The sequence below is a fragment of the Actinomadura rudentiformis genome (genome assembly GCF_008923185.1).
In the GTDB taxonomy this organism is placed as follows: Bacteria; Actinomycetota; Actinomycetes; order Streptosporangiales; family Streptosporangiaceae; genus Spirillospora; species Spirillospora rudentiformis.
Map to the genome: position 1 here is coordinate 192,193 of NZ_WBMT01000008.1, position 22,430 is coordinate 214,622.

Sequence of the window (22,430 nt, forward strand, 5' to 3'; positions counted from 1 at the left end):
ACTGGTTGACGTCGCTCTCGGGCGCGCCGATGGCGATTTTGCGACTCGTTCATCCGGTTTGTCGTCCGGTCAGTCGCAGCCATCCGGGGCTGGCACCGAACCATGCCCCGGTGACATCGGTCAAGATCGAGCCAAGTGGTTTACCTCAGATCGTGTGACTCTCGTCGCATTTTTCACGCACAGTGGGCATGACATACAGGCGATCTCATCACGTTGTGGCGAGATCCCCGCTGGTTCCGGCTAGGCTCGGGGCGACTTTCCGAGGCGCCCCAGATGCCCCCCGCACACCAGAGAAGACGGAGTCCATGAGCGATCTTCCACTGCGTTCGCAGCTGGCCGTCGCGCTCGGTCGTACGGCCGCCAAGATGTCCCGGCTCGCCGGCAAGGGGGACGGGTCGGTGATCGGCGGCAAGGTCGGCCTCAAGCTCGACCCCGAGCTGCTCACCAGGCTTGCCAAGGACCGCAAGCTCGTGCTCGTCAGCGCGACCAACGGCAAGACCACCACGACCCGGCTGATCACGTCGGCGATGACCCCGCTGGGCGAGGTCGCCACCAACGCGTTCGGTGCCAACATGCCCACCGGGCACGTGTCGGCGCTCGCCTCGGCGCCCGGTGCCCGCTACGGCGTGCTCGAGTGCGACGAGAAGTACGTCCCCATGGTGCTGAGGGAGACCGGGGCCAACGTCGTCGCCCTGATGAACCTCAGCCGCGACCAGATGGACCGGGCCGCCGAGATCTGGCTGCTCGCCGGCAAATGGCGCAAGGCCCTGGAGGCCTCGCCGCAGAGCCACGTCATCGCCAACTGCGACGACCCGCTCGTCACCTGGGGCGCCTCCACCGCCAGGAGTGTGACGTGGGTCGCCGCCGGGCAGCACTGGCGTGAGGACTCCTGGTGCTGCCCCGAGTGCGGCGGCCCGCTGGACCGCCAGGACACCGACGAGGACAGCGACTGGCGCTGCCGCCAGTGCCACTTCGCCCGCCCGCGGCCCGACTGGGTGCTGAAGGGCGACCAGGTCACCGCCCCCGACGGCCGGATGTTCCCGCTGACGCAGCTCGCCCTGCCCGGCCGGGCCAACAAGTCGAACGCCGTGATCGCCCTCGCGGTCGTCGCGCAGTTCGGGGTTCCGCCGGAGCAGGCGCTGCCGCTCCTCGGCGAGGTCCGTTCCGTGGCGGGCCGCTACACCACGGTCGAGCATGAGAACCGCCACATCCGCCTGCTGCTCTCCAAGAACCCGGCGGGCTGGCTGGAGGCGTTCGACGTGCTGGAGCCCGCGCCGGGTCCGGTCGCGCTGTCCATCAACGCGCAGGGCCCGGACGGCCGCGACACGTCGTGGTTGTGGGACGTCGACTACCGCATCCTGCGCGGCCGCCCGGTCTGGGTGACCGGCGAGCGCCGCGTCGACCTCGCCGCCCGGCTGGAGGCCGCCGAGGTCCCGTTCACGATCGTCGACGACATCGAGCAGGCCGTCATGGCGGTGCCGCCGGGCAAGCTCGACGTGATCGCCAACTACACCGCCTTCCAGAACATCCGAACGAGGTACGGCCGTGTCGTCTGACCCCACGAACGCCGGGCCCCACCGCCCGCTGAAGATCGTCTGGATCTATCCGGACCTGCTCTCCACGTACGGCGACCAGGGCAACACGATCGTCCTGGAGCGCCGGGCCGCGCTGCGCGGCATCCCGACCGAGACCGTGCACCTGCGGTCGGACGAGCCGGTGCCGCCGGACGGCGACGTCTACCTGCTCGGAGGCGGCGAGGACCGGCCGCAGATCCTCGCGGCGCAGCGGCTCCGCAACGACGGCGGTCTGCACGCCGCCGTCCAGCGCGGCGCCGTCGTCTTCGCGGTCTGCGCCGGTTACCAGATCCTCGGCCACGAGTTCGGCGGCGAGGAGGGGCAGCCGCTGCCCGGGCTCGGCCTGCTGGACATCCGCAGCGGCCGCGGCGAGCAGCGTGCCGTCGGCGAGGTCGTCGGCGATGTCGCCACCGAGCTGAACGTGCCACGCATCACCGGCTTCGAAAACCACCAGGGCGTCACCCATATCGGCCCGAACGCCTGGCCGCTCGCCCGCGTCGTCGCCGGCGTCGGCAACGGCGGCGGCGACGGTACTGAGGGGGCCTACTCGGGTCGGATCCTCGGCACGTACATGCACGGCCCCGCGCTGGTGCGCAATCCTGGCCTGGCCGACCTGCTGCTCCGCTGGGCCGTGGGCGCCGAGCTGCAGCCCATCGACGACTCCTGGGCGGGACGGCTGCGCGAGGAACGCCTCAACGCCGTCCTCACCTCCGGCTGAGCCGAACTTCGGCACTCTGGCTACGAGCGGGCGGGCTCTTCCTCTTGCTCTTCCTTGCGCTTGCGTTTGCGCAGGGAAGCGGCGTGCGCGCGTTCCTCCGGATGGGACCTGGACCGCACCAGGCTGGCGACCGTGGTGACCACCAAGATCAGCAGGATCACGGCCAGTGAGAGCGGCGTGGGGATCTCGGGCGCGGACTTGCTGACGTCCTCGTGCACGAAGGCGAGGATCAGCTTGACGCCGATGAAGGCCAGGATCAGCGACAGCCCGATCGACAGGTAGACCAGCCGCAGGAGCAGCCCTTCCACCAGGAAGAACAGCGCCCGCAGCCCGAGCAGGGCGAAGGCGTTGGCGGCGAAGACGATGAACGGCTCCTTGGTGACGCCGTAGACCGCCGGGATCGAGTCGAGCGCGAACAGCAGGTCGGTGCTGCCGATCGCGACGAAGACCACCAGGAGCGGCGTCATCACCCGGTGCCCGTTCTCGTGCGCGAACATCCGGCCCCCGTGGAAGTCGGTGGTCAACGGCATGATCTTGCGCGTCCGGCGGACCAGGAAGTTGTCGTCGACGTCGGGATCCTCGTTCCGGTGCCGGATCAGCTGGACGGCCGTCCACATCAGCACCAGGCCGAAGATCAGGAACGTGAACGAGAACATGCTGATCGCCGCCGCGCCGACCGCGATGAAGACCGCCCGCAGGGCCAGCGCCGCCGCGATGCCGAACAGCAGCACCTTCTGCTGGTACTCCTCGGGCACGCTGAAGCGGGCCAGGATGATCACAAAGACGAAGAGGTTGTCGACCGAGAGGCTCTTCTCCACCACCCAGCCGGCGAAGTACTCGGTGCCGGCGTCCGAGCCGGACAGCGGGAAGAGCGCGAGCCCGAAGAGGACCGCGACCGCGATATAGAACACCGACCAGAACGTGGCCTCGCGCAGCCCGACCGCGTGCGGCCTGCGCACGGCCACCAGAAGGTCGAACACGAACAGCGCGACGATCAGGCCGATCGTCGCACCCCAGAGCCACACCGGGATCTCGATCACACGGCCTCCCTCGGGGACGGGTCGTCGAGCCTTATGTCCGATCTACGAAGGATCAATCAGCGCCGCCCCCGCGACGGATGTCACCTTGTCCGTGCCCCCCGAGCCGGGAATCAGTAGACGAGCGCCTGCGCCCCGTCCGCGGTGGCCTCTTCGACGAACGTCGGCGCACCGGCGATGCGGATGCCCTCGATGACGTCGTCCTGGCCGATGTCGCGCCGCGCCGCGCACTGCGTGCAGACCGTCACCCGGCCGCCTTTCAGCACCACGTCGAGCAGGTCGTCGAGCGGCGTGGCGTGCGGCAGCTCGAACTCCTTGGCCCGGCCGGGCAGCGCGTACCACGCGGACTCGCCGGTCAGCCAGAGGGACACCGGCAGGCCGCTGGCGACACCGGCCGCCGCGACCGTGAAGGCCTGATTGCACCGCTCCGCGCCGTCGGCACCGGCCGTCGCCTTGATCACCAGAGATCTCGCCATACCGGCACCCTAACCCTGCCGGGGGTGCGAAGGGGGTAGCGTGCACTGCGTGGGCGGCATGGTGAACGCGGGGATTCTGGTCGTGGTTCTCGGGCTGATGGCGGTCGGCGCCGTCTTGCTGGTCGTACGGCTGTCCAGGCTCCGGTAGCCGCTACGCTCGGTGCACATGGAGCCTCAGCTGCACCCCGACCTCGAACCCCTGAAGTTCCTGCTCGGTACCTGGGAGGGCGCCGGCGTCGGCGACTATCCCACCATCAAGGAGTTCCGGTTCGGGCAGGAGATCTCGTTCACGCACAACGGGAAGCCGTTCCTGATCTACTCCAGCCGAAGCTGGTTCATCGAGGACGACGGTTCGCTGGGCCGGCCGCTCGCCACCGAGACCGGCTACTGGCGGCCGCAGCCGGACAACCAGGTCGAGGTGACGCTCGCGCATCCCACCGGGATCATTGAGATCTACGTCGGCAACGTCGCGTTCAACCGGGTGGAGCTGCTCACCGACGTGGTGGCGCGGACCACGACGGCCAAGGAGGTCACCGGCGGCAAGCGCCTGTACGGCCTGATGCCGGAGAAGGACGGCAAGCGCGACCTCGGTTGGGTGTACGAGATGGCCGCGGTCGGGGAGCCTCTCCAGTCGCACCTGTCGGCGCAGCTCAAGAAGGTCGCCTGAACGGCCCTGGAAGATAGAACGATCCCCGGGCCTTCCCGCCGGGTGGCGGGGGGTGGACAGGACGGGTCCACCGGTCCGGGGATCGGGTAACTGCCTGGTTTTCGCCGGTCACCGTCGCGACCGTGCGTGCCGCCGCCAGGGGCGGCGGCTCCGAGGCGGAACGGCGACTAGCGGACAGCCACCTCGCGAGTCCTAGAACTATGCATTGTCTGGACCACCTCCTTTCGCGCGTGTTCGCACGTTATGCGAGACGAACGGATTCGGGCAAGCGGATTTTTGGCGATCTCATCCCCGACCCGGGGGCACATAGAATCTGGGCATGGCCGAGACGTGGCAGGAGGAGCTGAGGGCGAGGGGCTACCGCGTCACCCCGCAGCGGCAGCTCGTCCTCGAGGCGGTGACCGCGCTGGAGCACGGCACGCCCGAGGAGATCTGTACCGAGGTGCAGCGCACGGCCCGTGGTGTCAACATCTCCACGATCTACCGCACTCTGGAGCTCCTGGAGGAGCTCGGGCTGGTCAAGCACGCCCATCTGGGCCACGGTCCGCCCAATTACCACCTGGCCGAGGAGGCCGAGCACATCCATCTGGCCTGCCGCGACTGTGAGACGGTCACCGATGTCGACCCCAAGGTCGCCGCCGGGCTGGCCGAGGTGCTGGAGCGCGACTTCGGGTTCGAGACCGACGTGCATCACCTCACGGTCTTCGGCCGCTGCAAGAACTGCCGGACCAAATAGTCTGGAGTTCATGAAGAGCCCGCTGCTGAAGCTGTCCGGAGCCGTCGCCGCCGATTCGCCCGATCAGGAGGTCGCCGGACACTACGGCGAGCCCGCGCACGAACAGCGCGCCCTGGAGGCGGGCAGGGCCTTCGTGGACCGGAGCAACCGCGGTGTCGTCCGGATCGAGGGTGCCGACCGGCTCCGCTGGCTGCACAGCCTGCTGAGCCAGCACCTGGAGGGCCTCCGGCCCGGCGAGCCGACCGAGGCGCTGCTGCTCAGCCCGAACGGGCACATCGAGCACCACCTGCACATGATCGATGACGGTGGGGCCGTCTGGGTGCACGTCGAGCCGGGCGCGGCGCCGTCGCTGGTGGAGTTCCTCGACAAGATGCGCTTCATGATGCGCGTCGAGGTGGCGGACGTGAGCGAGCGGTACGCCGTCGTGACCGGGCCCGCCGGCCTGGGCGGGACGCTGGTCTGGCCGGACGCGAGCGGCACCGAGACGCGCATCGTGGCACGCGATGCCGATGCAGCCGACGATGCCGGAGGGGCTTCTCCGGATCTTGCCGGGCTGTCGCTGGCGGCGCTCGCCGACGGTGATCTGCGGCCCGCCGGGATGTGGGCGTACGAGGCGATCCGCATCGCGGCCCACAAGCCGCGCATGGGCCTGGACACCGACCACAGGACGATCCCGCACGAGATGGGCTGGATCGACTCGGCCGTCCACCTCAACAAGGGTTGCTACCGGGGCCAGGAGACCGTCGCCCGGGTGCACAACCTGGGACGGCCACCACGCCGGCTTGTCTTCCTTCACCTGGACGGCAGCGTCGACTCACTCCCCGCGCACGGCGATCCGGTGGAGATTCCAGGGGGCCGTACGGTCGGCTTCGTGGGGTCGGCGGCGCGCCATCACGAGCTGGGCCCGATCGCGCTCGCGCTGGTCAAGCGGAACGTCCCGGTCGACGCCGACCTGCTGGCCGGCGGGGTGGCCGCGAGCCAGGAGGTCGTGGTCTCCCCGGACACCGGCGCCAACGCGAAGATCGACTTGCGCAGGACGGCCGCAAATCGGGCGTAAACCGCTTACCGTACGGGGAAATCGTCTGTCGTAGACGATGCCCCGATCGGTCGCCGCCCTGTACTCACGTCATGGGGCCCACGTGGTGGATCGGGCTAGGTCAGCCGGTCAAGATTGGGTGGGACCCTGCCGATGGTGGCGAACCTGGGGAACGAGGAACCCCCGACCGTGAAGAAGGGCACGCGGGGACTGCGCCGCAGGCGCCGCCGCGAGTCGGCGCTGGTCTGGTGGGGCGGGTTCGCGATGCTGCTCCTGGCCGCCTGGTGGTTCCGGTCGTGGCGGCTGGCGCTCATCGTGCTGCTGGTCTGGTGCCTCTACCAGTTCTTGCTCGTGCCGACGGTCTGCCGGGTCATGACGCGGCAGGGGTTCTCCTGCCCGCAACCCGCCCGCGGGCGGCTGTTCGCGTGCGGGGCCGCCCATCAGGCCGTGAAGAACGACGCGGTATGGCGCCTGGCCGGCCTCAAGAACCCGTTCCGCAAGCGACCCGACCCCGACGCCGAGCGGGAGACCGGCGTCCTGGTCGTCTCATCGGAGGTCCGGGGCCGCCTCGCGCAGGCCGACCGAGGGCTGATCATCCTGGCTGCGCTCGGCACCGCCGTGACGATCGTCGGGATGGTCTACGGCTTCTGAGGGAGTCCATGGCCTCCGAACGGGGTGGCCGGGTTCAGATTTCGAGGATCAGGGTGATCGGGCCGTCGTTGACCAGCCCGACCTTCATGTCGGCGCCGAAGATCCCGGTCTCGACCTTGGCGCCGAGCGCGCGCAGCTCGTTCACCACCGCCTCCACCAGCGGCTCAGCCACCGGGCCCGGCGCGGCGTCGCTCCAGCCCGGGCGCCTGCCCTTGCGGGTGTCCCCGTACAGCGTGAACTGGCTGATCACCAGCAGCGGGGCGTTCAGGTCCGAGGCGGAACGTTCGTCCTCCAGGATGCGCAGCCCCCACACCTTCGCGGCCAGCTTGCGCGCCTTCTCGGGGGTGTCGTCGTGCGTCACCCCGACCAGGACCATGAGGCCCGGTCCCTCGATCGCCCCCACGACGCGACCGTCCACGGTCACGTCCGCCCGACTCACTCTCTGCACTACAGCCCGCATGTCTCCTGATTCTGCCGGGTGCGTTCAAGAGTTCTGAAAGTGGTCTCCAAGTGGGCGGGTCCAAGCTGGGTTCATGCGAGAGGACAGGGTGCTGACGGTGCGGCCTCGCCGGCCGTCCGATCCGCAGGTGGATCTGCGGCTCTACACGATCGCCCACCGGGCGATCCAGCAGGGCGCCCACCAGCTCGCTGATCTCGCCGGACGGATGCACGCCGGGGAGACGGTGCTGACCGAGCGTCGTGCCAAGGCGCTGGACAGGTTCGTCGAGCTGTTCGTGTCCGACATCCGGCACCATCACCGGTACGAGGACGAGATCGGTTTTCCGGTCGTGCGGGCGTCGGCCCTGGGCGCGGTGGACATCGAGCCGCTGACCGTCGACCACGACCACCTGGACCCGATCCTCGCCGCGCTCTGCGCCGCGACCGCAAGGGTGCGTGCGGAGCCGTCCGACGCGCTGGCCCGCAAGGCACTGGCGGTCGAGTCCGCGCGGCTGCGCGACCTCCTCGACGAGCACATCACGGAGGAGGAGCGGGACATCTTCCCGGCCATCTCCCGGTACGTGTCCGTGGAGGACTTCGACCGCTGGGAACGGGCCGTCACCAAGGCCTACCCCAAGCGGCGCCTGTGGTTCATCGCCTCGTGGTGGGCGGCGGTGATCCCGGCGGACGACACGGTGGCCATGACCAAGACGCCGGTGTCGTTCCGGCTGGCGTTGCTGCTCTTCAGGAGGAGGTACGAGCGTCTGCACGGGACGCTCTTCAGTTGATCACCGTCCGAGGGGACCTGTCGATCGTTCAGGAACTTCGGTGGTTCAGACGTTCGAGGGCCGTTTCGGCCTCGCGTTGCCAGCGCGGGGCACGGGCGCGGCGGGCCAGGGCGAGCGCGGCCTCCCAATGGCCGGCGACCACGGCCTTGGGGAGGCCGAGGAGCCCGGCCAGGCGGGCCAGACGCGCCGCGACGGGGCCGAGGTGCAGGCCCATCGTCTCGCCGCCACAGACGAACGGCTCATAGGGGAGCAGCCGCTCGTACAGCGGCCCGGCCAGTTCGCGGGGGCTGGCCGGGCCGTTGTGTCCCTCCGCGTCAAGCGCAGCGTCGGGCGCGCTGCCGGGCTTTGCGTCGGGCGCGCTGCCCGGAGCCGCCGCGGCGGCCAGCGTGAGCGCGTCGGCGCGGAAACCCTCCAGCAGCAGCCACAGCTGGTCGGAGGGCGGCTCAGAGGCCTTCCTCAGCAGCGTGAACGCCGCCTCGGCGTCGCCGCGCGCCGCGATCGTGCAGGCGTGCATCGGCGTGCCCACCACGGCGTCGAACGAGGCGATCAGACGCGCGTCCTGCTCGGCGGAGGCGATATCACCGGCCGCTTGCCGTGCGCAGAGCCGTCCGATCACCCCCGCACCGGTGACGTCCCACATCTCCCGGCTCGCGGCGGTCTCGGCGAGTGCGGCGAAGGACTGCCCGGCCGTGTCCAGATCGCCCTGGACGAGCTCCCGGGCCGCGTCGGCCAGCTGGACCTGCATCCGGAACACCGGCAGCTCGTACCGGTCGGCCAGCTCGGCGACGGCCCCGGTCAGCGAAGCGATCTTGTCGAGTTCGCCCTGCGCGCCCAGTTCGACGCAGCGGGCCAGCAGCCCCAGCGCCTCGACCCCGGGCATCCGCTCGTCCCGGCCGAGCCGTTCGAGCTCCAGGGCCACCCGGGTGACCTCGGCGTACCGCCCCGGGCGGCGTTCGGCGAAGTAGAGGGCGTTGAGCGCGGCGGCGAGCACCGTCGTCTCGCCAGCCTCGCGGGCCCATTCGACCGCGGCGGTGGCGGCCTCGACCGCCCCGTCCGGATCATGGTGGAGACCCGCCTCCAGCGCGTACGTCGTCCGGAGCCCGGCCTTGAGCGCGTCCGGCACCGCCGGCAGCGTGCGCCGGATCAGCTGGATCAGGTCGATGTCGATCTGGCCGCGCGGCCGGCTGTACCAGAGCGTGGGGGTGTCGATCGCGACGATCGCACGGGCGGTGAGTTCCGGGTCGCCGATCGCCTCGGCGGCATGGATCGCCTCACCGCGCAGATCATGGGCCCAGCGCGGCCGCCCGGCGAGCTGCGCCGCGCGGGCCCGGCCGATGAGCAGCTCGGTGCGGATCCGCGGGTCGCCCGCCATGCCGTCCCGGTCGAACGCGGCCAGGGCCCGTTCCCACAGGTCGAGTGCCGAGGCGTAGGCGAAGGCGTTCTCCGCGGCCTCGGCGGCAGCCCGGCAGTAGCGCACGGCCTTGTCCGACTCACCGAGCACAGCTGCCTCGGAGAAGTGGTGGGCCAGCTCGGCCAGCGCGCCGGGGAAGATCCGTTCGGTTGCGGCGCCCACGTCCGCGTGCAGGCGGGCCCGCCGCAGCCGCAGCAGATCCCCGTACACCGTGTCGCGCACCAGCACGTGCGCGAAACGCACCCGTCCCGCGGCCGGCTCCTCCAGCAGGCCGCCGACGACCGCCGCCTCCAGCGCGTCGTAGACGTCATCGGGGTCCTGCCGCTGCGCCGCCACGACGAGCCGGACGTCCGCCTCGCGCCCGATCACGGCCACCACGCGCAAGACGTTGCGGGTGAGGGCGGGCAGCCGGGCGATGCGCAGCCTGATCACCTCGGCGATCCCGGCTGGTACCTCCTCGGCCTCCGGCTCGGCCGCGCCTGCGGTCGCGCCAGCGGTCGCATCTGCGGGAGCGGGCGGTGGGGGAGCGGGCGGTGGGGGAGCGGGCGGTGCCGGTGCCGGCGGCGGGGTGTACGCGGCGTCCTCCGGTGCACCGACCGGGAGGCGGGCGAGCTCGCGCAGGTAGAAGGGGTTGCCCCCGGCGCGTTCGACAATGCTCGCGACCGCCCCCGGATCGACCCGGTCGGCGGTGCCCTCCTCGGCCTGGACGGCCCGTACGAGAGCGGCGGCGTCGGCGTCGGGCAGCGGTCCGAGCGGCAGCCGGAGCGCCCCTTGGCGGGAGAACACCGCCAGGGTGTCGGCGAGCGGGCCGCTCACCTCGGCCGATCGGTAGGTGCCGACGACCAGCACGGGCATGGCGGGCGGCGGGCCGCCCAGCACATCCCGCAGGACGGCCAGCGTGCCCTCGTCCGCGATATGCAGGTCATCGAGCAGGACGGCCACCGGCCTGCTGTCAGCGGTGCGGGCGAACCTGTCGCTGACCGCCCGTGACGTCTGGAACCGGTCGGCGGCGCTCGGCGGCTCTCCGACGAGAGTCGTGATGACCTGGTGCCAGGGCCACAGCGGCGGGGCCCCGCCTGCCTCGGGGCAGCGGCCCCACGCCACCCGCCAGCCGGCCGTGGCCAGGCCGACCGCGAGGACTTCGAGCAGGGCGGTCTTGCCGATGCCGGGCTCGCCGTGGACGAGCGCCGTGCGCAGGCGCCGTCCCGCCTCGGCGGCCTGGGCGGTCCGCGTCAGCTGTTCCAGGTCGTTCGCGCGGCCGAAGAGACCCGTGTCGGGCACGTTCCCTGGCGACGGGACGGCCTCGGGAGGGGCGGCAGCTCGTTGTGGGGGCTCGACGGGCTCAAGCGGCTTCATCTGGGGGACGGCGTCCAGCACCGGGTCCTGCGCGAGGATCGCCGTCTCCACGTCCCGCAGGCCCGGTCCGGGATCGACGCCCAGTTCATCGGCGAGCATCGTGCGAGCCCGCCGCAGCGCCCCGAGTGCCTCGCCTTGACGGCCCATCCGGTAGAGCGCGATGGCCAGGAGCCGCCAGGACTCCTCGCGCAGTGGCTCGGCCGCCAGGAAGGCTTCCAGGTCTCCGGCGGCGACGGCGGGCTGGCCCGTCTCCAGGAGGCGGGCGGCGCGCCGTTCGACCGCGTGCGCGCGCAGCTCGTTCAGCCGAAGGATCTCCGGCCGCGCCCACTCCTGGTCGCCGACGTCGGCGTACGCGGGTCCGAGCCAGCGGCCCAGCGCCTGATCCAGCATGTGCAGCGCCTCGTCCGGGTTCGGGCTCTGGTCGGCGGCGCGCACCTCCTCCTCGAAGAGCCGCGCGTCCACGACCTGGGCGCGCAGCGCGTACCCCGGTGACGCGCTCACCAGGAGGTTGGCCGGGGCCCGCGGCGGCCGGTCGGGCTCCAGTGCGCGGCGCAGGTGCGACACGTACGACTGGAGGGTGCCCAGCGCGCGGACCGGCTGGTCGTCGGGCCACAGCTCCTCGATGATGCGTTCCGCCGGGACGACCCCACCGCCGGCGACCAGGAGGCGCGCGAGGACCATCCGCTGGCGGCGCGGGCCCAGCTCGACGGCGCCCCGGTCGGGGTCCTTCGCGGCCAGCGGGCCCAGCACCTGAAACCTCATCGCCGCCCATGATGTCCCGTGCGCCTCACTTGCGGGAGTGCCTTCGCAGGACAGATCATTCGAGCATGGGAGCAACGACGCTCATCACGGTGGCACCGACCGGCGCCGAATCGGCGAAAGCCGAGGTCCCGGCGCTGCCGGTGACGCTCGACGAGCTGGTGCAGACCGCGAAGAACTGTGAGGCCGCCGGTGCCGCGGTCATCCATGTCCATATCCGCGACGACGCGGCACGGCCCACGCTCGACCTCGCGCGGCTGCGCGACACGGTCCAGGCGTTGCGGGAGGCGACGGGTCTGATCGTCCAGCTGTCGACCGGCGGGGCGGTCACCGATCCGTACGAGGATCGCCTGCGGGTGCTGGAGGCCGGACCTGACGGGTGTTCGCTGACCTGCGGCACGGTCAATTTCGGCGACGACGTCTTCATGAACCCGTGGCCGTTCATGGTGGAGCTCTACCGGCGGACCCAGGAGCTGGAGATCGTTCCGGAATTCGAGCTTTTCGACCTGGGCCAGGTCGCCGCTCTGCACCGGCTGCTGGACAAGCACGGCCCGCCGTACGGCGGGCACGTCCACTGCGACCTCGTGATGGGCGTGCCCGGTGGCATGCCGGGCGACACGCGCACCCTGGTGGCGGCGGTGGACGCCCTCCCCGAAGGGGCCACCTGGTCGGCGACCGGCGTGGGCCGGACGTCCCTGCCCGTGATGTACGCGGCACTGTCGGCGGGCGGCCACCTACGGGTCGGCATGGAGGACACACTGACCTACGCCAGGGGAGAGCCGGTGGCCTCCAACGCGCAACTCGTCGAGCGTGCCGCGGCCGTGGCCCGCTTTGCTCAGCGCCCACCAATGGACACCGCCCAGGCTCGCGAGTTCCTGGGCGTGAGACCCCGCTGAACCACCGGCGGAACGACCTGCTGAACCACCGCTCGGGGGTAGCCCGACCAGGGTATTTGTTGGCAATATCCTGGTAAGGAACGTTTGGGCTTTTCAGGGGTGAACATGCAGGTCAATCCGGTCTTGGTTGAGGTGGAGCGCTCCGGCTTCGTGGAGTCGTGGCACCGCGGGTCCGCGATCGGGCTCGGCGCCGAGGGCTCGGTGACCGTCCGCACGGGCACACCTGACGTTCCGATCTTCCCGCGTTCGGCCAACAAGCCGATGCAGGCGGTCGCGATGCTCCGGTCCGGCCTCGGCCTGGAGGGTGAGCTGCTGGCCCTCGCTGCCGGGAGCCACTCCGGGGAGGACTTCCACGTCGAGGGCGCGGAGAAGATCCTCGCCGGGGCCGGCGTATCCGCAGACCTTCTGCAATGCCCGGCGCAATGGCCCCTTGAGCCCGAGGTCGGCCTGGAGGTGGCCCGGAGCGGCGGCGACCGCTCGCGGCTGCGAATGAACTGCTCGGGCAAGCACGCCGGGATGCTCGCCGCATGCGTAGTGGCAGGCTGGCCCACTGACTCCTACCTGGCACCCGAGCACCCCCTCCAGCAGGCGGTGCGAGACGTCGTGGAGGAGCTCTCCGGCGAGAAGCCCGTGGCGGTGGGCGTGGACGGATGCGGCGCGCCGCTCTTCGCGATCTCGGTGATCGGGGTGGCCAGGGCGTTCCGGGCCCTCGTACTGGCGGAGCCGGGGACGCCGGAACGCCAGGTGGCGGACGCGATGCGCGAGCATCCCGCGTGGACGTCCGGCACGCGCCGCGAGGAACGGCGGCTGATGGACGCCGTCCCGGGGCTGATGGTCAAGTGCGGCGCGGAGGGCGTCGACGCGTTCGCGTACGCGGACGGGCGAGCCGGTGCCGTGAAGGTCGACGACGGCTCGATGCGGGCCCGGACGCCCGTGACGGTGGCCCTCCTCCGTGCCCTCGGCATCGACACCGCGCCGAACGTGGACGCTGCGGTGCTGGAGGACCTGGCCACGGTCGGGCTGCACGGCGGTGACGGAGCCGTCGGCGCGATCCGCCCGGCCAAGGGCCTCTTCGGCACTGCCCTCTAGGCGGCAGCGGCCTCAAGGCCGCAGCGGCCGAGAAGCGGCAGTGGCTAATGAGGCGGGTAGCGGCCTTTAGGAGGGCAGCAGTTCCGTTTTATGTTCGGCTTCGTGAGCCGCGGCCTCTTCGGGTGAATAGCTGTGCGAGTAAATTCCAGGCGAGTAGTGGTAGAAGCCGCCGCCGACCTCGTGCCCTACCTCAAGACTCCGCGGGCCCTGCTCCGGCACGTTGAACGTCTCGAACTTCTCGCCCTGCCGCCTTGCCCGCCATGCGGCGTTGGTCCTCTTGAGGCCGAAGGCGATCAAGTACGCGAAGGTGATCAATGCCAACGCGAGGACGGGCGGCCCGAGCCACAGCGCGACTCCGTCGCCGAGCCTGTTCCCGGTCGCCATCACGATCTCTGCGCCCATTCGACCAACTCCCTGCGCCGGTTGTTCGTCAGATGGTCCCTTAACGGTACAGAAAGGTCGTGGGAGTGGATTATTGCGCGCTGCAGCTAATGGCATTATTTAAGTGAACTTGACCCGGAAGGGGCTCTCTTTACCATTGGGGTGGACTCGCCCGGCACGGTGACGGCACGGTTGCGACCGGCGGCCAGGCCGGGGATCGCAAGCCCGGCGACGACCACGAGCGTCACGACGATGGGAACGGTCCAACCATGTGTCGCGTCATGCAGGGCGCCAATGGCCAGCGGACCCATCGCCGCGATCATGTAGCCGACGCCCTGGGCCATCCCGGAGAGCTGCGCGGCCACCCGGGCGTCCTGCGCTCGTAGCCCGATGAACGAAAGCGCTGTCGCGAACCCAAGTCCCTGCCCGAGCCCCAGCACGGCGGAGAACACCCACACCGACCCGATCGGAGCCCAAGCGATCCCTGTGAACCCGATGAGGCTCGCCACCACGACGGCGCCGACGAGGGGCCGCTGGTCGCGCATCCTCCGTTCGAGCAACGGCACGCAAAGGGACCCCACGGCCTGCATCAGGCTCGACAGCGCCAGCACGTAGCCGGCAGGGGCCTCGGCCATGCCGCGGTCCTGGCAGATCGTCGGCAGCCAGCCGACCACCACGTACGCCAGCAGGGATTGGACCCCCATGAAAGCCGTCACGTGCCACGCCAGCGGGGAACGCCAGACATGCGCGGCCAGCGCCCGAGAAGAAGGGCCGACAGGTGCCGTACGAGCCGCCTGCGCCGCCCGCCGGGCCCTGGGCAACCACACCATCGCCGCCAGGCCCGCAGGAATCACAAGCAATCCCAGTGGCACCCGCCACGAACTGTCCAGGGCATGCTCGACAGGCACCGCCAACCCTTGCGAGACGGCCGCGCCCGCGGTGACGGCCACCGTATAGACGGCCGTCACCGTCGTGATCGAGTTCGGGTGGTCGCGCTTGATGATCGCGGGCATCACGATGTTGCCGATGCTGATCGCGATCCCGGCCACCAGCGATCCGGCGAACAGCGCCACCGGGGCGCCCGCCAGCCGCAGCAGCAGCCCGGCCATCAGCAGGATCATGGCCACGATCAGCAACGACTCGTTCCGAGGTGCCCGCCGCAGGAACGCCGCCAGCAGCCCGTACGCGCCGAAGAACACCAGCGGCACCGTGGTCAGCGCCCCCGCCGCCGTCCCCGACAGCCGGAACTCCTCACTGATCTCGGTCAGCACCGGCCCGACCGCCACAATGGCGGGCCGCAGATTGACCGCGACGAGAACGATCAGCACCAGCTGCCCGACGAGCATCCGCCGCGTCATCGCGAACCCTCGACCAGCGTCTCCAGGGCGGCCAGACTCGGTTCGACGATCGCCGCAGCCGCCCGCCCGGCGGCATCGGCGTCCTGCCGGGCGATGGCGTCGGCCACGGCCTGGTGGGCCTCCTGACTGGCCTCCGGGACCGCTTGATCGAGCCGCAGCGCGCTCAGAGCCTCGCTGAGCCGCCGCATGAAGAACCGGCAGGCCTCGATCAACACGGCATTCCCGGTGCTCTCCACAACGCCCAAGTGAAATCGCGAGTCCGCAGCCCCGAACTCCTCCGCACCGGTCGCAGCCGCCCGTGCGGCCAGCAGCTCTTCAAGCCGAACGAGATCCGCATCGGTCCGGCGCCGCGCGGCGAGCCGAGCCGCCTGCACGTCATACGCCAGCTGCACCTCGAAGACATCACGCAAGCTGGCCCGCTCGACCTTCCGCAGCAATGGCCGAGGATCAGCCCCACTCCGCACGTAAGTCCCATCGCCCCGCCGCACCTCAAGCACGCCGACATGCGACAAGGCCCGAATCGCCTCCCGCACCGCAGGCCGGCTCACCCCGAGCTGCGAAGCGAGCTCGAACTCCCCAGGAATCCGGTCGCCAACGCGCCAAGCCCCCGCCGTCACCTCACCCTGAAGCTGCTCAAGCACAGCCTCCACAGCCGACCTACCGGGCACAGGACTCAACGGCACCGAAAGCCTCCCAAAGATAAGATGTCAGACATCTTACGCATCAGCTCCCAGCGCAGGTGTGCCCCGCCGCACCTGCCGGACTTCGTGAGACGGCATCGTCTGGGCTCTGTCTCGTTGATCTGAGGCAGATCATCGGCTGGGCGACGCTGCGTCACCCGTTTGCTGCTCCAGTAGGCGATCGACCGCGTTACGGGCGCGGGCCAGGGCGTCCTTGCGGCCGAGAAGCTGGCGATCGTGATTCGCCTGAAGCACCATGGCGTGCAGTTCGAAGACGAGCTGCTCGACGTCCGTGTCCGACGGAAGCTCGCGAAGGCGGACGGCGAGTTCGACCTCGCGTTGGAGCAGGGCGTCGGCTCGGGCGACGGCGTCTGCGACCGCGTCTCGGACGGGTCCCGACCGGCCGTCGAGTTCACTTGCGGCGGCAACGAAAAAGCATCCGCCCTCGAAAGTCTCCAGGTAGCCGATCCACAACGACATCAGCGCCCGCAGTCGCGCGAGCCCGGCGGGCTGCCGCTCGGCGGGCAGCAAGACATCTCGCTCGAAGACCCGCGATGCGGCCGAGACGATCGAGAGTTGGAGTTCCTGCTTGGTGCCGAAGAGGGTCTGGATGCCGCTCTTGCTCATGCGCAGAGCGTCCGCCAAGCGTCCGAGCGTCAGACCCTCGATGCCTTCGACCGATGCGATGTGCACCGCGCGATCGACGATCGCGCCGCGGCGTGCGTCGCCTGTTCGAGTCATGGATACGATCGTATCTGCAAATACGACCGTACGTATTGACAGATACGATCGTATCCATTTAGCGTCGGGGCATCCGACCTGAGGAGTTCCATGACCACCCAGGATCTTGCTGCGATCGCCAAGCGATACTTCGCCGCTTGGGAGGCGCGCGACGTCGACGCGATCGTTGCTCTGCACACCCCCGACTCGCAGTTCCAGGCCCATGGTCGGGGTGCCGCAGTCCATGGTCGCGAAGCCCTGCGGCGTGAGTTCGCGCACGTCTTCGAGCTCTACCCGGGCTTCGGCTTCGACGAGCGACGCCTGCTGTTCGGTAACGGCCATTGGGTTCTGGACTGGACGCTGACGTTCCAGCGGCCCGGCGAAGATCGTCGGGGCGTTCACGCCCTCGACGTCGTCGAGGTGGCATCCGACGGCCTCGTCACACGCAAGGACACCTTCTTCGACTTCGCTGAGTTGAAGGCCGCGTTCGGTGGCGGGGCCGCGTGAGTGCCGCCGACACGACCACGCCTTTGTTCGATCGGGCGTTGCTCGATGCGTTGCCCGTCGAGCATCTCTGCGACCTCAGCATCGACCTCGAGCCAGCCCAGATCATCTCGACCCCGCTCGGTACCCGTTTGACTTTCGTGACCAAGGGCGGCCGTTTCGAAGGGCCGGGCTTCCGGGGCGAAATGCTGCCCGGAGGCGGCGACTGGGTGTGGCTGGGAGCCGACGGGATCAGTCGCATGGACGTTCGCGCGACCCTGCGCACCCACGACGGTGTCCTCATCCACTACGACTCGAACGGAGTGCTCAGGTTCCCGCCCGATGGCCGGCAGCGTCTGGCCGACGGGGAGCGGCTGTCGGTCGACGAGAGTTACGTGCGGCCGACGCCGAGGTTCGAGACATCCGACGAGCGCTACTCATGGCTGAGCGGACTGGTCGTGGTCGGCTACGGCGAATACGGTCATGGCCGCATCGACCACCGGATGTATCGGATTCTGTAGCGTTTGAAACACCACCGTTGGATTGGCGCGCAGTGCCCTGGGGTCCAGGGCACTGCGCGCTCGTGTGAAGCGGCTACTTCCACTCGTAGGTCTTGGACTCGACCTTGCCGCTCTCGTCGGCCTCGTGCTCGAAGACGCAGGCTGTGCCATTGAGGCGTGAGAGTTTGTCGGACTCGGTCTGGTAGTAGATGGCCCCGCGCCACGAGGATGCTCCGTTGCGCAGGAGCTTGCCGACCCCCGAGCCCTTCCAGAGGGCCGTCTCGCCGCTGGCGGTCATGGAGAGGCCCTGTCCTTCACCGTAGAGGGAGCCGTCCGGCTGCCTCCGCGAGACGTACGTCCCCATGTCCGTGACCTCTTCGCCGAGCAGGTGGCCCCGTGCCTCGAACGACACCTCCACCTTGGGCTCGCCCGGCTCGCCTGGCAGGATCCGCGTCCCCGTGATCTGCCCGGTGTCATGACCGATCTGGTCGCCAAGAGCCATCGCCGTTCCTCCCCCGTTGGATGCGCGATCTGTACGGTCGCCTCTCAGCCCAGCATCGGGTCCACGGGCCGGTCAATGCCGTTTATCTGCGGATATGCCCCTTCAATTGCCCATCCTCCGGCAAGGACGATCTCCGCCTGGCGGCCAGCGGAGATCACCGGCAAAGCACCCGGCGGAGGTATTTGGCCGGGTGCGTCAGGGGGTCAGGTCGGCGCGGTGGAGGAGGGGGTTGACTGCTTGTCGCATGACGGTTGTCGGGTCTTCTTTGCCGGTCCAGCGGACGAAGGCCGCCGCGGCCTGGGCCACCAGCATGTCGGCGCCGCCTGCCGCGCGCATGCCGCGCGCCCTGGCCTGGCGGACGAGCTCGGTCTGGCTTGGGACGTACACGACGTCGAACACCGCGGCCTCTGGTGAGATGCGGGCGACATCGACCACTGGGCCGGGGGTCAGCATGCCGACTGATGTGGCGTTGACGAAGAGGTCCGCCTCGCCGAGCCGGTCGCCTGTACGTGGATCCTCGAACGACATCGGTTCGATCTGTGTGAACGCGCTGAACTCCGTGGCCAGCCGGCGGGCGTCGGCCGCGTCGAGGTCGAGTACGGTGAGGCGCTCGACTCCGGCTTCGGCCAGGCCGTAGGTTGCGGCGTGGCCTACCCCGCCGGAGCCGGCGACGACCACCCGGGCGCCGGTCAGATCGGTGTGCGCCCAGTTCCGCACCGCCGTCATGAAGCCGATCACGTCGGTGTTGAAGCCGATCAGCCGGCCGTCCTCAGTGATCTCCACGCTGTTGACGGCTCCGATCCGCCGGGCGGTGGGTTCGACCTCGTCGAGCAAGGACATGATCGCCTGCTTGTACGGCGCGGTGATCTGAAAGCCGAGCCACTGCTCCTTCCGGGCCTGCCGCACCTGAGCGGCCAGCTCCGGCTCCTGCAGCTCCCTCAGTTCGTAGCGGGCGTCGATGTCGAAGGCGGCGAACGCGGCATTGTGCATGACCACGGAGTGGAGGCGGCGCAGCGGGTTTCCGAACAGGGCGACTGTGCGCATCACGATTCCTCGGGGTCTGAGAAGTTCGGCGGACGCTTCGCCAGGAAGGCCCGTGCCCCCTCGAGGGCGTCATGGGTGGAAAAGATCATCTCTGCCGCGTCGAGTTCGAGGGCCAGCCCGTCGTCCAGCGTCCGCTCGGTCGCCTGGTCGAGCAGCACCTTCGCGGTTCGTACGGCGACCGGCCCGCGAGCGGCGATCGTCTCCGCCATCTCGCGCGCCGCCGTCAGTGCCGAACCCGCCGGCGCGACACGGTTCACCAGGTTGATCGACAGGGCGGTCGCGGCGTCGACGATCTCCCCCAGCAGGATGAGCTCCTTGGCCCGGGCGGACCCGACAACGCGCGGCAGCCGCTGGGTGCCGCCGCTCCCGGGGACGACCCCGAGCTTCAGTTCGGGCAGGCCGAGCCTGGCGTGCTCGCCCGCGACCCGCAGGTCGCAGCACAGGGCCAGTTCCAAGCCCCCGCCGAGCGCGAACCCCTCGATGGCGGCGATGGACGGCACCCGGAGCCTGGCGAGCTGCCGGTAGACCAGCTTCTCCAGCAGGAGCTTGCCCTCGGCCACCCGGCCGTGCAGGTCTTCGAACTCGGCGATGTCCGATCCCGCGCAGAACGCCCGATCGCCGGCACCGTGGAGCACCACGACGCGGGTCCGCTCGTCGGCCTCGACGGCGCGCAGCGCCTCACGGAGCCGAACGGTCAGCTCGCGGGAGACCACGTTCATCGGCGGGTTGTCCAGCTCGATCTCCGCGCACGCGCCGTGCGTCACGTTGACCAGTGCGGCCATGTCGGCTCCTTTCGCCGGTGGCGAAGTCGTCAGTGATCCCCATGCGAGCGGCGCGGAACAGGCGAGCGTCCATGGGGCGCAGGCGCTCGCTGACCGTGGGCCGGAATTCCATGTGAGCGAGCACGTCCTTGCGCACGTCCAGCCCGTCGGCGACCTCGATCAGCTCCAGACCCTCCGGGGTCAGGGCGAAGACCGCGCGTTCGGTGACGTATCGGACGGTCTGCCCTTTCTCCAACGCCATCCGGCCGTTGAAGCTGATCTCCCGGACGGTGTCGACGAACTTGCGCTGGGCGCCCTCACGCTCGATCGCGGGAGCGCCGCCGGCCAGCCCGACGCGCAGGCCACCGGCCGTGAACGTCCCGACGAAGCAGAGGCGCCGGGTCAGGGCGCTGATGTTGAGAAATCCCCCCGGGCCGCGCATGCGCTCGCCGAAGGCATGGACGTTGACGTTCCCGTGCCGGTCGACTTGCGCGAACGAGAGGCTGGTGATGTCGAGGCCGCCGCCGTCGTAGAAGTCGAACATCGAGGGCTGCTCCAGGCGCGCCTGATAGTTCACCCCCGCACCGCCGTCCGGGCCGTGCGCGGGAACGCCGCCGAAGATGCCCTGCTCGACCGTGAGGGTCAGGCGGTCGGCCACGCCTTCCTCGGCTGCCACCGCGCCGATCTGCTGGGAGATTCCGAAGCCGAGGTTGCAGATGTCGCCGGGACGGAATTCGAGGAGTGCTCTGCGCGCGATCACCTTGCGGACGTCCAGGGTCGTCGGAGGGCCGGCGTCGGAGGGCATGCGCAGTTCGCCGGAGTAGAAGGGCGAATGGGCGGTGTTGTAGGTCTGGCGCTGCCGCTCGTCGACGTAGACGTAGTCGACGATGGCGCCGGGGATCCGCACCTCGTTCGGCCGCAGCGAGCCTCGCGCGGCCAGGCGCTCGGCCTGGACGATGACGATGCCGCCGCTGTTGTGGGCCGCCATGGCCAGGGCGAGGGAATCTCCGAGGATCGGCTCGCGCTCGAACGTCAGGTTGCCGTCCTCGTCCGCGGTGGTCGCACGGATCACCGCGACGTCGACCGGCAGCGCGGGGTAGAAGAGCCACTCCCGGCCGGCCAGTTCGACGACCTGGACCAGTTGCTCGGCGGTGCGCGCGTTCTGGCGTCCACCGGTCTGGCGCGGGTCGACGTAAGTGCCGAGGCCCACGTGGGTGAGGTGGCCTGGACGGCCCGCCGCGATGTCGCGGCACAGCGCCGACAGCACCCCCTGCGGGAAGGAGTAGGACTCGATCTCGTCTCCGGCCACCAACGCGCCGAGCCGGGGTTCGTTGCCGATGTTGCTGCCGATGGTGCGCCGGGTCAGCCCTGGGAGCGCGAGCTGGGACATGCCGCGCTCGTCGAAGTCGCCGATTCCGACGACGCGCACGGTCGTCAGGTCGCGCGGTGACGCGGAGCGGGTGAAGCGCGCGGCGAGCTGGTCGATGAACGCCTGGGGGACGCCGTGACCCGCGCCTGATCCGCCGATCCACAGGACGTCGCCGTCGCGTACCAGTTCCGCGGCCTGTTCGACGCTGACGAGTCGGGCGCTCACGGCATCAGCCCTCCGCTGTTGGGATGCAGCGTCTGGCCGAGCAGGAGGCCGGCGGCATCCGAGAGCAGGAAGGTCACGCACTCGGCGACCTCTCCTGGTTCGCCGAACCGCCCGAGGGGGAGCTCCAGCATGCGCTTGCGTCCGACCTCACCCTCCATCACGGTGCGTCCCATCGCGGTGTTGGTGACGCCGGGCGCCACGGCGTTCGCCCTGATGCCGCGCTGCCCGAACTCTCGTGAGATCGACTTCGCGAGGGCCATCGCCCCGGCCTTGGCGCTCGCGTAGTGCGCGACCCCGGGCCAGCCGATCAGGCCGAGCCGGGAGGCGATGTTGACGATGGCGCCGCCGCCCCGCGCGAGCATTCCGGGGAGCACGGCCTGACTGGCGTGGAACATCCCGTACAGGTTGGTCTTCAGGACGAGATCCCAGTCTTCGGGGGTCAGGTCGAGGAAAGCGGCCTCCGGCATGATCCCTGCGTTGTTGACCAGTCCGTCGATCCGCCCGAAGCGTTTCCCGGCCCAGTCCACGAGGGCGAACACCTCTTCCCGGCGCGCCACGTCGCATGGGTGCACGTCGGTGTCGCGGCCGACGGCCCGGATCTCCTCGGCGAGTTCGCGGGCCCCCGCCTCGCTGGAGTGGTACGCGATGGCGACGTGGGCTCCGTCGAGCGCGGCGGCCATCGCGATGGATCTTCCTATTCCGCGGCCGGCTCCGGTGACCAGGACGACCCGGTCGTGCAGGGGTGGCAGTCGCATCGGTCCAGCCGTTCCCTTCT

General features: G+C 70.0%; 24 protein-coding genes. 11 read left to right on the top strand and 13 right to left on the bottom strand.

From position 1 onward, the window contains the following. The first annotated feature begins 305 nt into the window (after positions 1-305). Complete coding sequence (locus tag F8566_RS18465) at positions 306-1,556, top strand: Mur ligase family protein (protein WP_151561491.1); 1,251 nt, start codon at positions 306-308, stop codon at positions 1,554-1,556. Beyond that, entirely contained in the window at positions 1,546-2,292 is a 747-nt protein-coding gene (locus F8566_RS18470; RefSeq protein WP_225993302.1) for a type 1 glutamine amidotransferase, read from the top strand. Before F8566_RS18465 ends, F8566_RS18470 begins: the two co-directional genes overlap by 11 nt. A 20-nt stretch (positions 2,293-2,312) precedes the next feature. On the opposite strand, the gene F8566_RS18475 is transcribed toward F8566_RS18470, so the two are convergent. Next, positions 2,313-3,332: a TerC family protein gene (locus F8566_RS18475; protein ID WP_151561492.1), complete on the bottom strand. Its 1,020-nt coding sequence runs from the start codon at positions 3,330-3,332 to the stop codon at positions 2,313-2,315. Between the two features lie 110 nt (positions 3,333-3,442). After that, positions 3,443-3,805 carry a DsrE family protein gene (locus tag F8566_RS18480; RefSeq protein ID WP_151561493.1) on the bottom strand — a complete coding sequence of 121 codons (363 nt, stop codon included), beginning with the start codon at positions 3,803-3,805 and terminating at the stop codon, positions 3,443-3,445. A gap of 166 nt (positions 3,806-3,971) precedes the next feature. Here F8566_RS18480 and F8566_RS18485 point away from each other — a divergent pair, with 166 nt between their 5' ends. The 4 genes from F8566_RS18485 to F8566_RS18500 all read left to right on the top strand — a co-directional run bounded on the left by F8566_RS18485 (position 3,972) and on the right by F8566_RS18500 (position 6,895). Then, on the top strand, positions 3,972-4,472 hold the full coding sequence (locus F8566_RS18485) for an FABP family protein (RefSeq protein WP_151561494.1): 501 nt from the start codon (positions 3,972-3,974) through the stop codon (positions 4,470-4,472). A 319-nt stretch (positions 4,473-4,791) separates the two neighbouring features. Beyond that, on the top strand, positions 4,792-5,208 hold the full coding sequence (locus F8566_RS18490) for a Fur family transcriptional regulator (RefSeq protein ID WP_151561495.1): 417 nt from the start codon (positions 4,792-4,794) through the stop codon (positions 5,206-5,208). 10 nt (positions 5,209-5,218) lie between these two features. After that, the gene (ygfZ, locus tag F8566_RS18495; protein WP_151561496.1) at positions 5,219-6,265 is read left to right on the top strand and encodes a CAF17-like 4Fe-4S cluster assembly/insertion protein YgfZ; all 1,047 of its coding nucleotides are present in this window, start codon (positions 5,219-5,221) and stop codon (positions 6,263-6,265) included. 132 nt (positions 6,266-6,397) lie between these two features. Further along, positions 6,398-6,895 (top strand): hypothetical protein, encoded by a 498-nt coding sequence (locus tag F8566_RS18500; RefSeq protein ID WP_151561497.1) that lies wholly within the window; start codon positions 6,398-6,400, stop codon positions 6,893-6,895. 34 nt (positions 6,896-6,929) lie between these two features. Here F8566_RS18500 and dtd read toward each other — a convergent pair whose 3' ends face one another. Then, positions 6,930-7,355 (bottom strand): D-aminoacyl-tRNA deacylase, encoded by a 426-nt coding sequence (gene dtd / locus F8566_RS18505; RefSeq protein WP_151561498.1) that lies wholly within the window; start codon positions 7,353-7,355, stop codon positions 6,930-6,932. Between the two features lie 73 nt (positions 7,356-7,428). Here dtd and F8566_RS18510 point away from each other — a divergent pair, with 73 nt between their 5' ends. Next, positions 7,429-8,121, top strand: coding sequence for a hemerythrin domain-containing protein (locus F8566_RS18510; RefSeq protein WP_151561499.1), 693 nt, complete (start codon positions 7,429-7,431; stop codon positions 8,119-8,121). 28 nt (positions 8,122-8,149) lie between these two features. Here F8566_RS18510 and F8566_RS18515 read toward each other — a convergent pair whose 3' ends face one another. Next, positions 8,150-11,650, bottom strand: coding sequence for a BTAD domain-containing putative transcriptional regulator (locus F8566_RS18515; RefSeq protein WP_151561500.1), 3,501 nt, complete (start codon positions 11,648-11,650; stop codon positions 8,150-8,152). Positions 11,651-11,715: 65 nt separating this feature from the next. On the opposite strand from F8566_RS18515, the gene F8566_RS18520 reads away from it, so the two are divergent. After that, positions 11,716-12,543 carry a BKACE family enzyme gene (locus F8566_RS18520; protein WP_151561501.1) on the top strand — a complete coding sequence of 276 codons (828 nt, stop codon included), beginning with the start codon at positions 11,716-11,718 and terminating at the stop codon, positions 12,541-12,543. Between the two features lie 105 nt (positions 12,544-12,648). Beyond that, positions 12,649-13,632, top strand: a complete 984-nt coding sequence (locus F8566_RS18525; RefSeq protein WP_151561502.1) for an asparaginase — start codon at positions 12,649-12,651, stop codon at positions 13,630-13,632. 66 nt (positions 13,633-13,698) lie between these two features. Here F8566_RS18525 and F8566_RS18530 read toward each other — a convergent pair whose 3' ends face one another. The 4 genes from F8566_RS18530 to F8566_RS18545 form a co-directional block, all read right to left on the bottom strand. After that, the gene (locus tag F8566_RS18530; protein WP_151561503.1) at positions 13,699-14,034 is read right to left on the bottom strand and encodes a hypothetical protein; all 336 of its coding nucleotides are present in this window, start codon (positions 14,032-14,034) and stop codon (positions 13,699-13,701) included. A 95-nt stretch (positions 14,035-14,129) separates the two neighbouring features. Then, positions 14,130-15,371 carry a CynX/NimT family MFS transporter gene (locus F8566_RS18535; RefSeq protein ID WP_151561504.1) on the bottom strand — a complete coding sequence of 414 codons (1,242 nt, stop codon included), beginning with the start codon at positions 15,369-15,371 and terminating at the stop codon, positions 14,130-14,132. Next, the gene (locus F8566_RS18540; protein WP_264159335.1) at positions 15,368-16,012 is read right to left on the bottom strand and encodes a FadR/GntR family transcriptional regulator; all 645 of its coding nucleotides are present in this window, start codon (positions 16,010-16,012) and stop codon (positions 15,368-15,370) included. The genes F8566_RS18535 and F8566_RS18540 overlap by 4 nt, the downstream gene beginning before the upstream one ends. A gap of 171 nt (positions 16,013-16,183) precedes the next feature. After that, positions 16,184-16,792, bottom strand: coding sequence for a TetR/AcrR family transcriptional regulator (locus tag F8566_RS18545; protein ID WP_151561505.1), 609 nt, complete (start codon positions 16,790-16,792; stop codon positions 16,184-16,186). Positions 16,793-16,882: 90 nt separating this feature from the next. On the opposite strand from F8566_RS18545, the gene F8566_RS18550 reads away from it, so the two are divergent. After that, entirely contained in the window at positions 16,883-17,278 is a 396-nt protein-coding gene (locus F8566_RS18550) for a nuclear transport factor 2 family protein (protein WP_151561506.1), read from the top strand. Next, the gene (locus F8566_RS18555; protein WP_225993304.1) at positions 17,275-17,775 is read left to right on the top strand and encodes a DUF3237 domain-containing protein; all 501 of its coding nucleotides are present in this window, start codon (positions 17,275-17,277) and stop codon (positions 17,773-17,775) included. The genes F8566_RS18550 and F8566_RS18555 overlap by 4 nt, the downstream gene beginning before the upstream one ends. A gap of 73 nt (positions 17,776-17,848) precedes the next feature. Here the strand turns inward: F8566_RS18555 and F8566_RS18560 are convergent, their stop codons facing one another. The 5 genes from F8566_RS18560 to F8566_RS18580 all read right to left on the bottom strand — a co-directional run bounded on the left by F8566_RS18560 (position 17,849) and on the right by F8566_RS18580 (position 22,410). After that, positions 17,849-18,256, bottom strand: a complete 408-nt coding sequence (locus F8566_RS18560) for a hypothetical protein (RefSeq protein WP_151561507.1) — start codon at positions 18,254-18,256, stop codon at positions 17,849-17,851. Positions 18,257-18,451: 195 nt separating this feature from the next. Continuing rightward, positions 18,452-19,300, bottom strand: a complete 849-nt coding sequence (locus tag F8566_RS18565) for a shikimate dehydrogenase family protein (protein ID WP_151561508.1) — start codon at positions 19,298-19,300, stop codon at positions 18,452-18,454. Continuing rightward, entirely contained in the window at positions 19,300-20,082 is a 783-nt protein-coding gene (locus F8566_RS18570) for an enoyl-CoA hydratase/isomerase family protein (RefSeq protein ID WP_151561509.1), read from the bottom strand. Before F8566_RS18570 ends, F8566_RS18565 begins: the two co-directional genes overlap by 1 nt. Further along, positions 19,979-21,655: an acyl CoA:acetate/3-ketoacid CoA transferase gene (locus F8566_RS18575; protein ID WP_151561510.1), complete on the bottom strand. Its 1,677-nt coding sequence runs from the start codon at positions 21,653-21,655 to the stop codon at positions 19,979-19,981. Before F8566_RS18575 ends, F8566_RS18570 begins: the two co-directional genes overlap by 104 nt. Further along, the gene (locus F8566_RS18580; protein WP_151561511.1) at positions 21,652-22,410 is read right to left on the bottom strand and encodes an SDR family NAD(P)-dependent oxidoreductase; all 759 of its coding nucleotides are present in this window, start codon (positions 22,408-22,410) and stop codon (positions 21,652-21,654) included. The genes F8566_RS18575 and F8566_RS18580 overlap by 4 nt, the downstream gene beginning before the upstream one ends. Positions 22,411-22,430: the final 20 nt, after the last annotated feature.

What these genes read in the sequence shown, in the direction of transcription:
- F8566_RS18465 (WP_151561491.1), top strand. Translation starts at nt 306, where the DNA reads ATGAGCGATCTTCCACTGCGTTCGCAGCTGGCCGTCGCGCTCGGTCGT.
- F8566_RS18480 (WP_151561493.1), bottom strand. Translation starts at nt 3,805, where the DNA reads ATGGCGAGATCTCTGGTGATCAAGGCGACGGCCGGTGCCGACGGCGCG.
- F8566_RS18485 (WP_151561494.1), top strand. Translation starts at nt 3,972, where the DNA reads ATGGAGCCTCAGCTGCACCCCGACCTCGAACCCCTGAAGTTCCTGCTC.
- F8566_RS18490 (WP_151561495.1), top strand. Translation starts at nt 4,792, where the DNA reads ATGGCCGAGACGTGGCAGGAGGAGCTGAGGGCGAGGGGCTACCGCGTC.
- ygfZ (WP_151561496.1), top strand. Translation starts at nt 5,219, where the DNA reads ATGAAGAGCCCGCTGCTGAAGCTGTCCGGAGCCGTCGCCGCCGATTCG.
- F8566_RS18500 (WP_151561497.1), top strand. Translation starts at nt 6,398, where the DNA reads ATGGTGGCGAACCTGGGGAACGAGGAACCCCCGACCGTGAAGAAGGGC.
- dtd (WP_151561498.1), bottom strand. Translation starts at nt 7,355, where the DNA reads ATGCGGGCTGTAGTGCAGAGAGTGAGTCGGGCGGACGTGACCGTGGAC.
- F8566_RS18510 (WP_151561499.1), top strand. Translation starts at nt 7,429, where the DNA reads ATGCGAGAGGACAGGGTGCTGACGGTGCGGCCTCGCCGGCCGTCCGAT.
- F8566_RS18515 (WP_151561500.1), bottom strand. Translation starts at nt 11,650, where the DNA reads ATGAGGTTTCAGGTGCTGGGCCCGCTGGCCGCGAAGGACCCCGACCGG.
- F8566_RS18520 (WP_151561501.1), top strand. Translation starts at nt 11,716, where the DNA reads ATGGGAGCAACGACGCTCATCACGGTGGCACCGACCGGCGCCGAATCG.
- F8566_RS18525 (WP_151561502.1), top strand. Translation starts at nt 12,649, where the DNA reads ATGCAGGTCAATCCGGTCTTGGTTGAGGTGGAGCGCTCCGGCTTCGTG.
- F8566_RS18530 (WP_151561503.1), bottom strand. Translation starts at nt 14,034, where the DNA reads ATGGGCGCAGAGATCGTGATGGCGACCGGGAACAGGCTCGGCGACGGA.
- F8566_RS18535 (WP_151561504.1), bottom strand. Translation starts at nt 15,371, where the DNA reads ATGACGCGGCGGATGCTCGTCGGGCAGCTGGTGCTGATCGTTCTCGTC.
- F8566_RS18545 (WP_151561505.1), bottom strand. Translation starts at nt 16,792, where the DNA reads ATGACTCGAACAGGCGACGCACGCCGCGGCGCGATCGTCGATCGCGCG.
- F8566_RS18550 (WP_151561506.1), top strand. Translation starts at nt 16,883, where the DNA reads ATGACCACCCAGGATCTTGCTGCGATCGCCAAGCGATACTTCGCCGCT.
- F8566_RS18560 (WP_151561507.1), bottom strand. Translation starts at nt 18,256, where the DNA reads ATGGCTCTTGGCGACCAGATCGGTCATGACACCGGGCAGATCACGGGG.
- F8566_RS18565 (WP_151561508.1), bottom strand. Translation starts at nt 19,300, where the DNA reads ATGCGCACAGTCGCCCTGTTCGGAAACCCGCTGCGCCGCCTCCACTCC.
- F8566_RS18570 (WP_151561509.1), bottom strand. Translation starts at nt 20,082, where the DNA reads ATGGCCGCACTGGTCAACGTGACGCACGGCGCGTGCGCGGAGATCGAG.
- F8566_RS18580 (WP_151561511.1), bottom strand. Translation starts at nt 22,410, where the DNA reads ATGCGACTGCCACCCCTGCACGACCGGGTCGTCCTGGTCACCGGAGCC.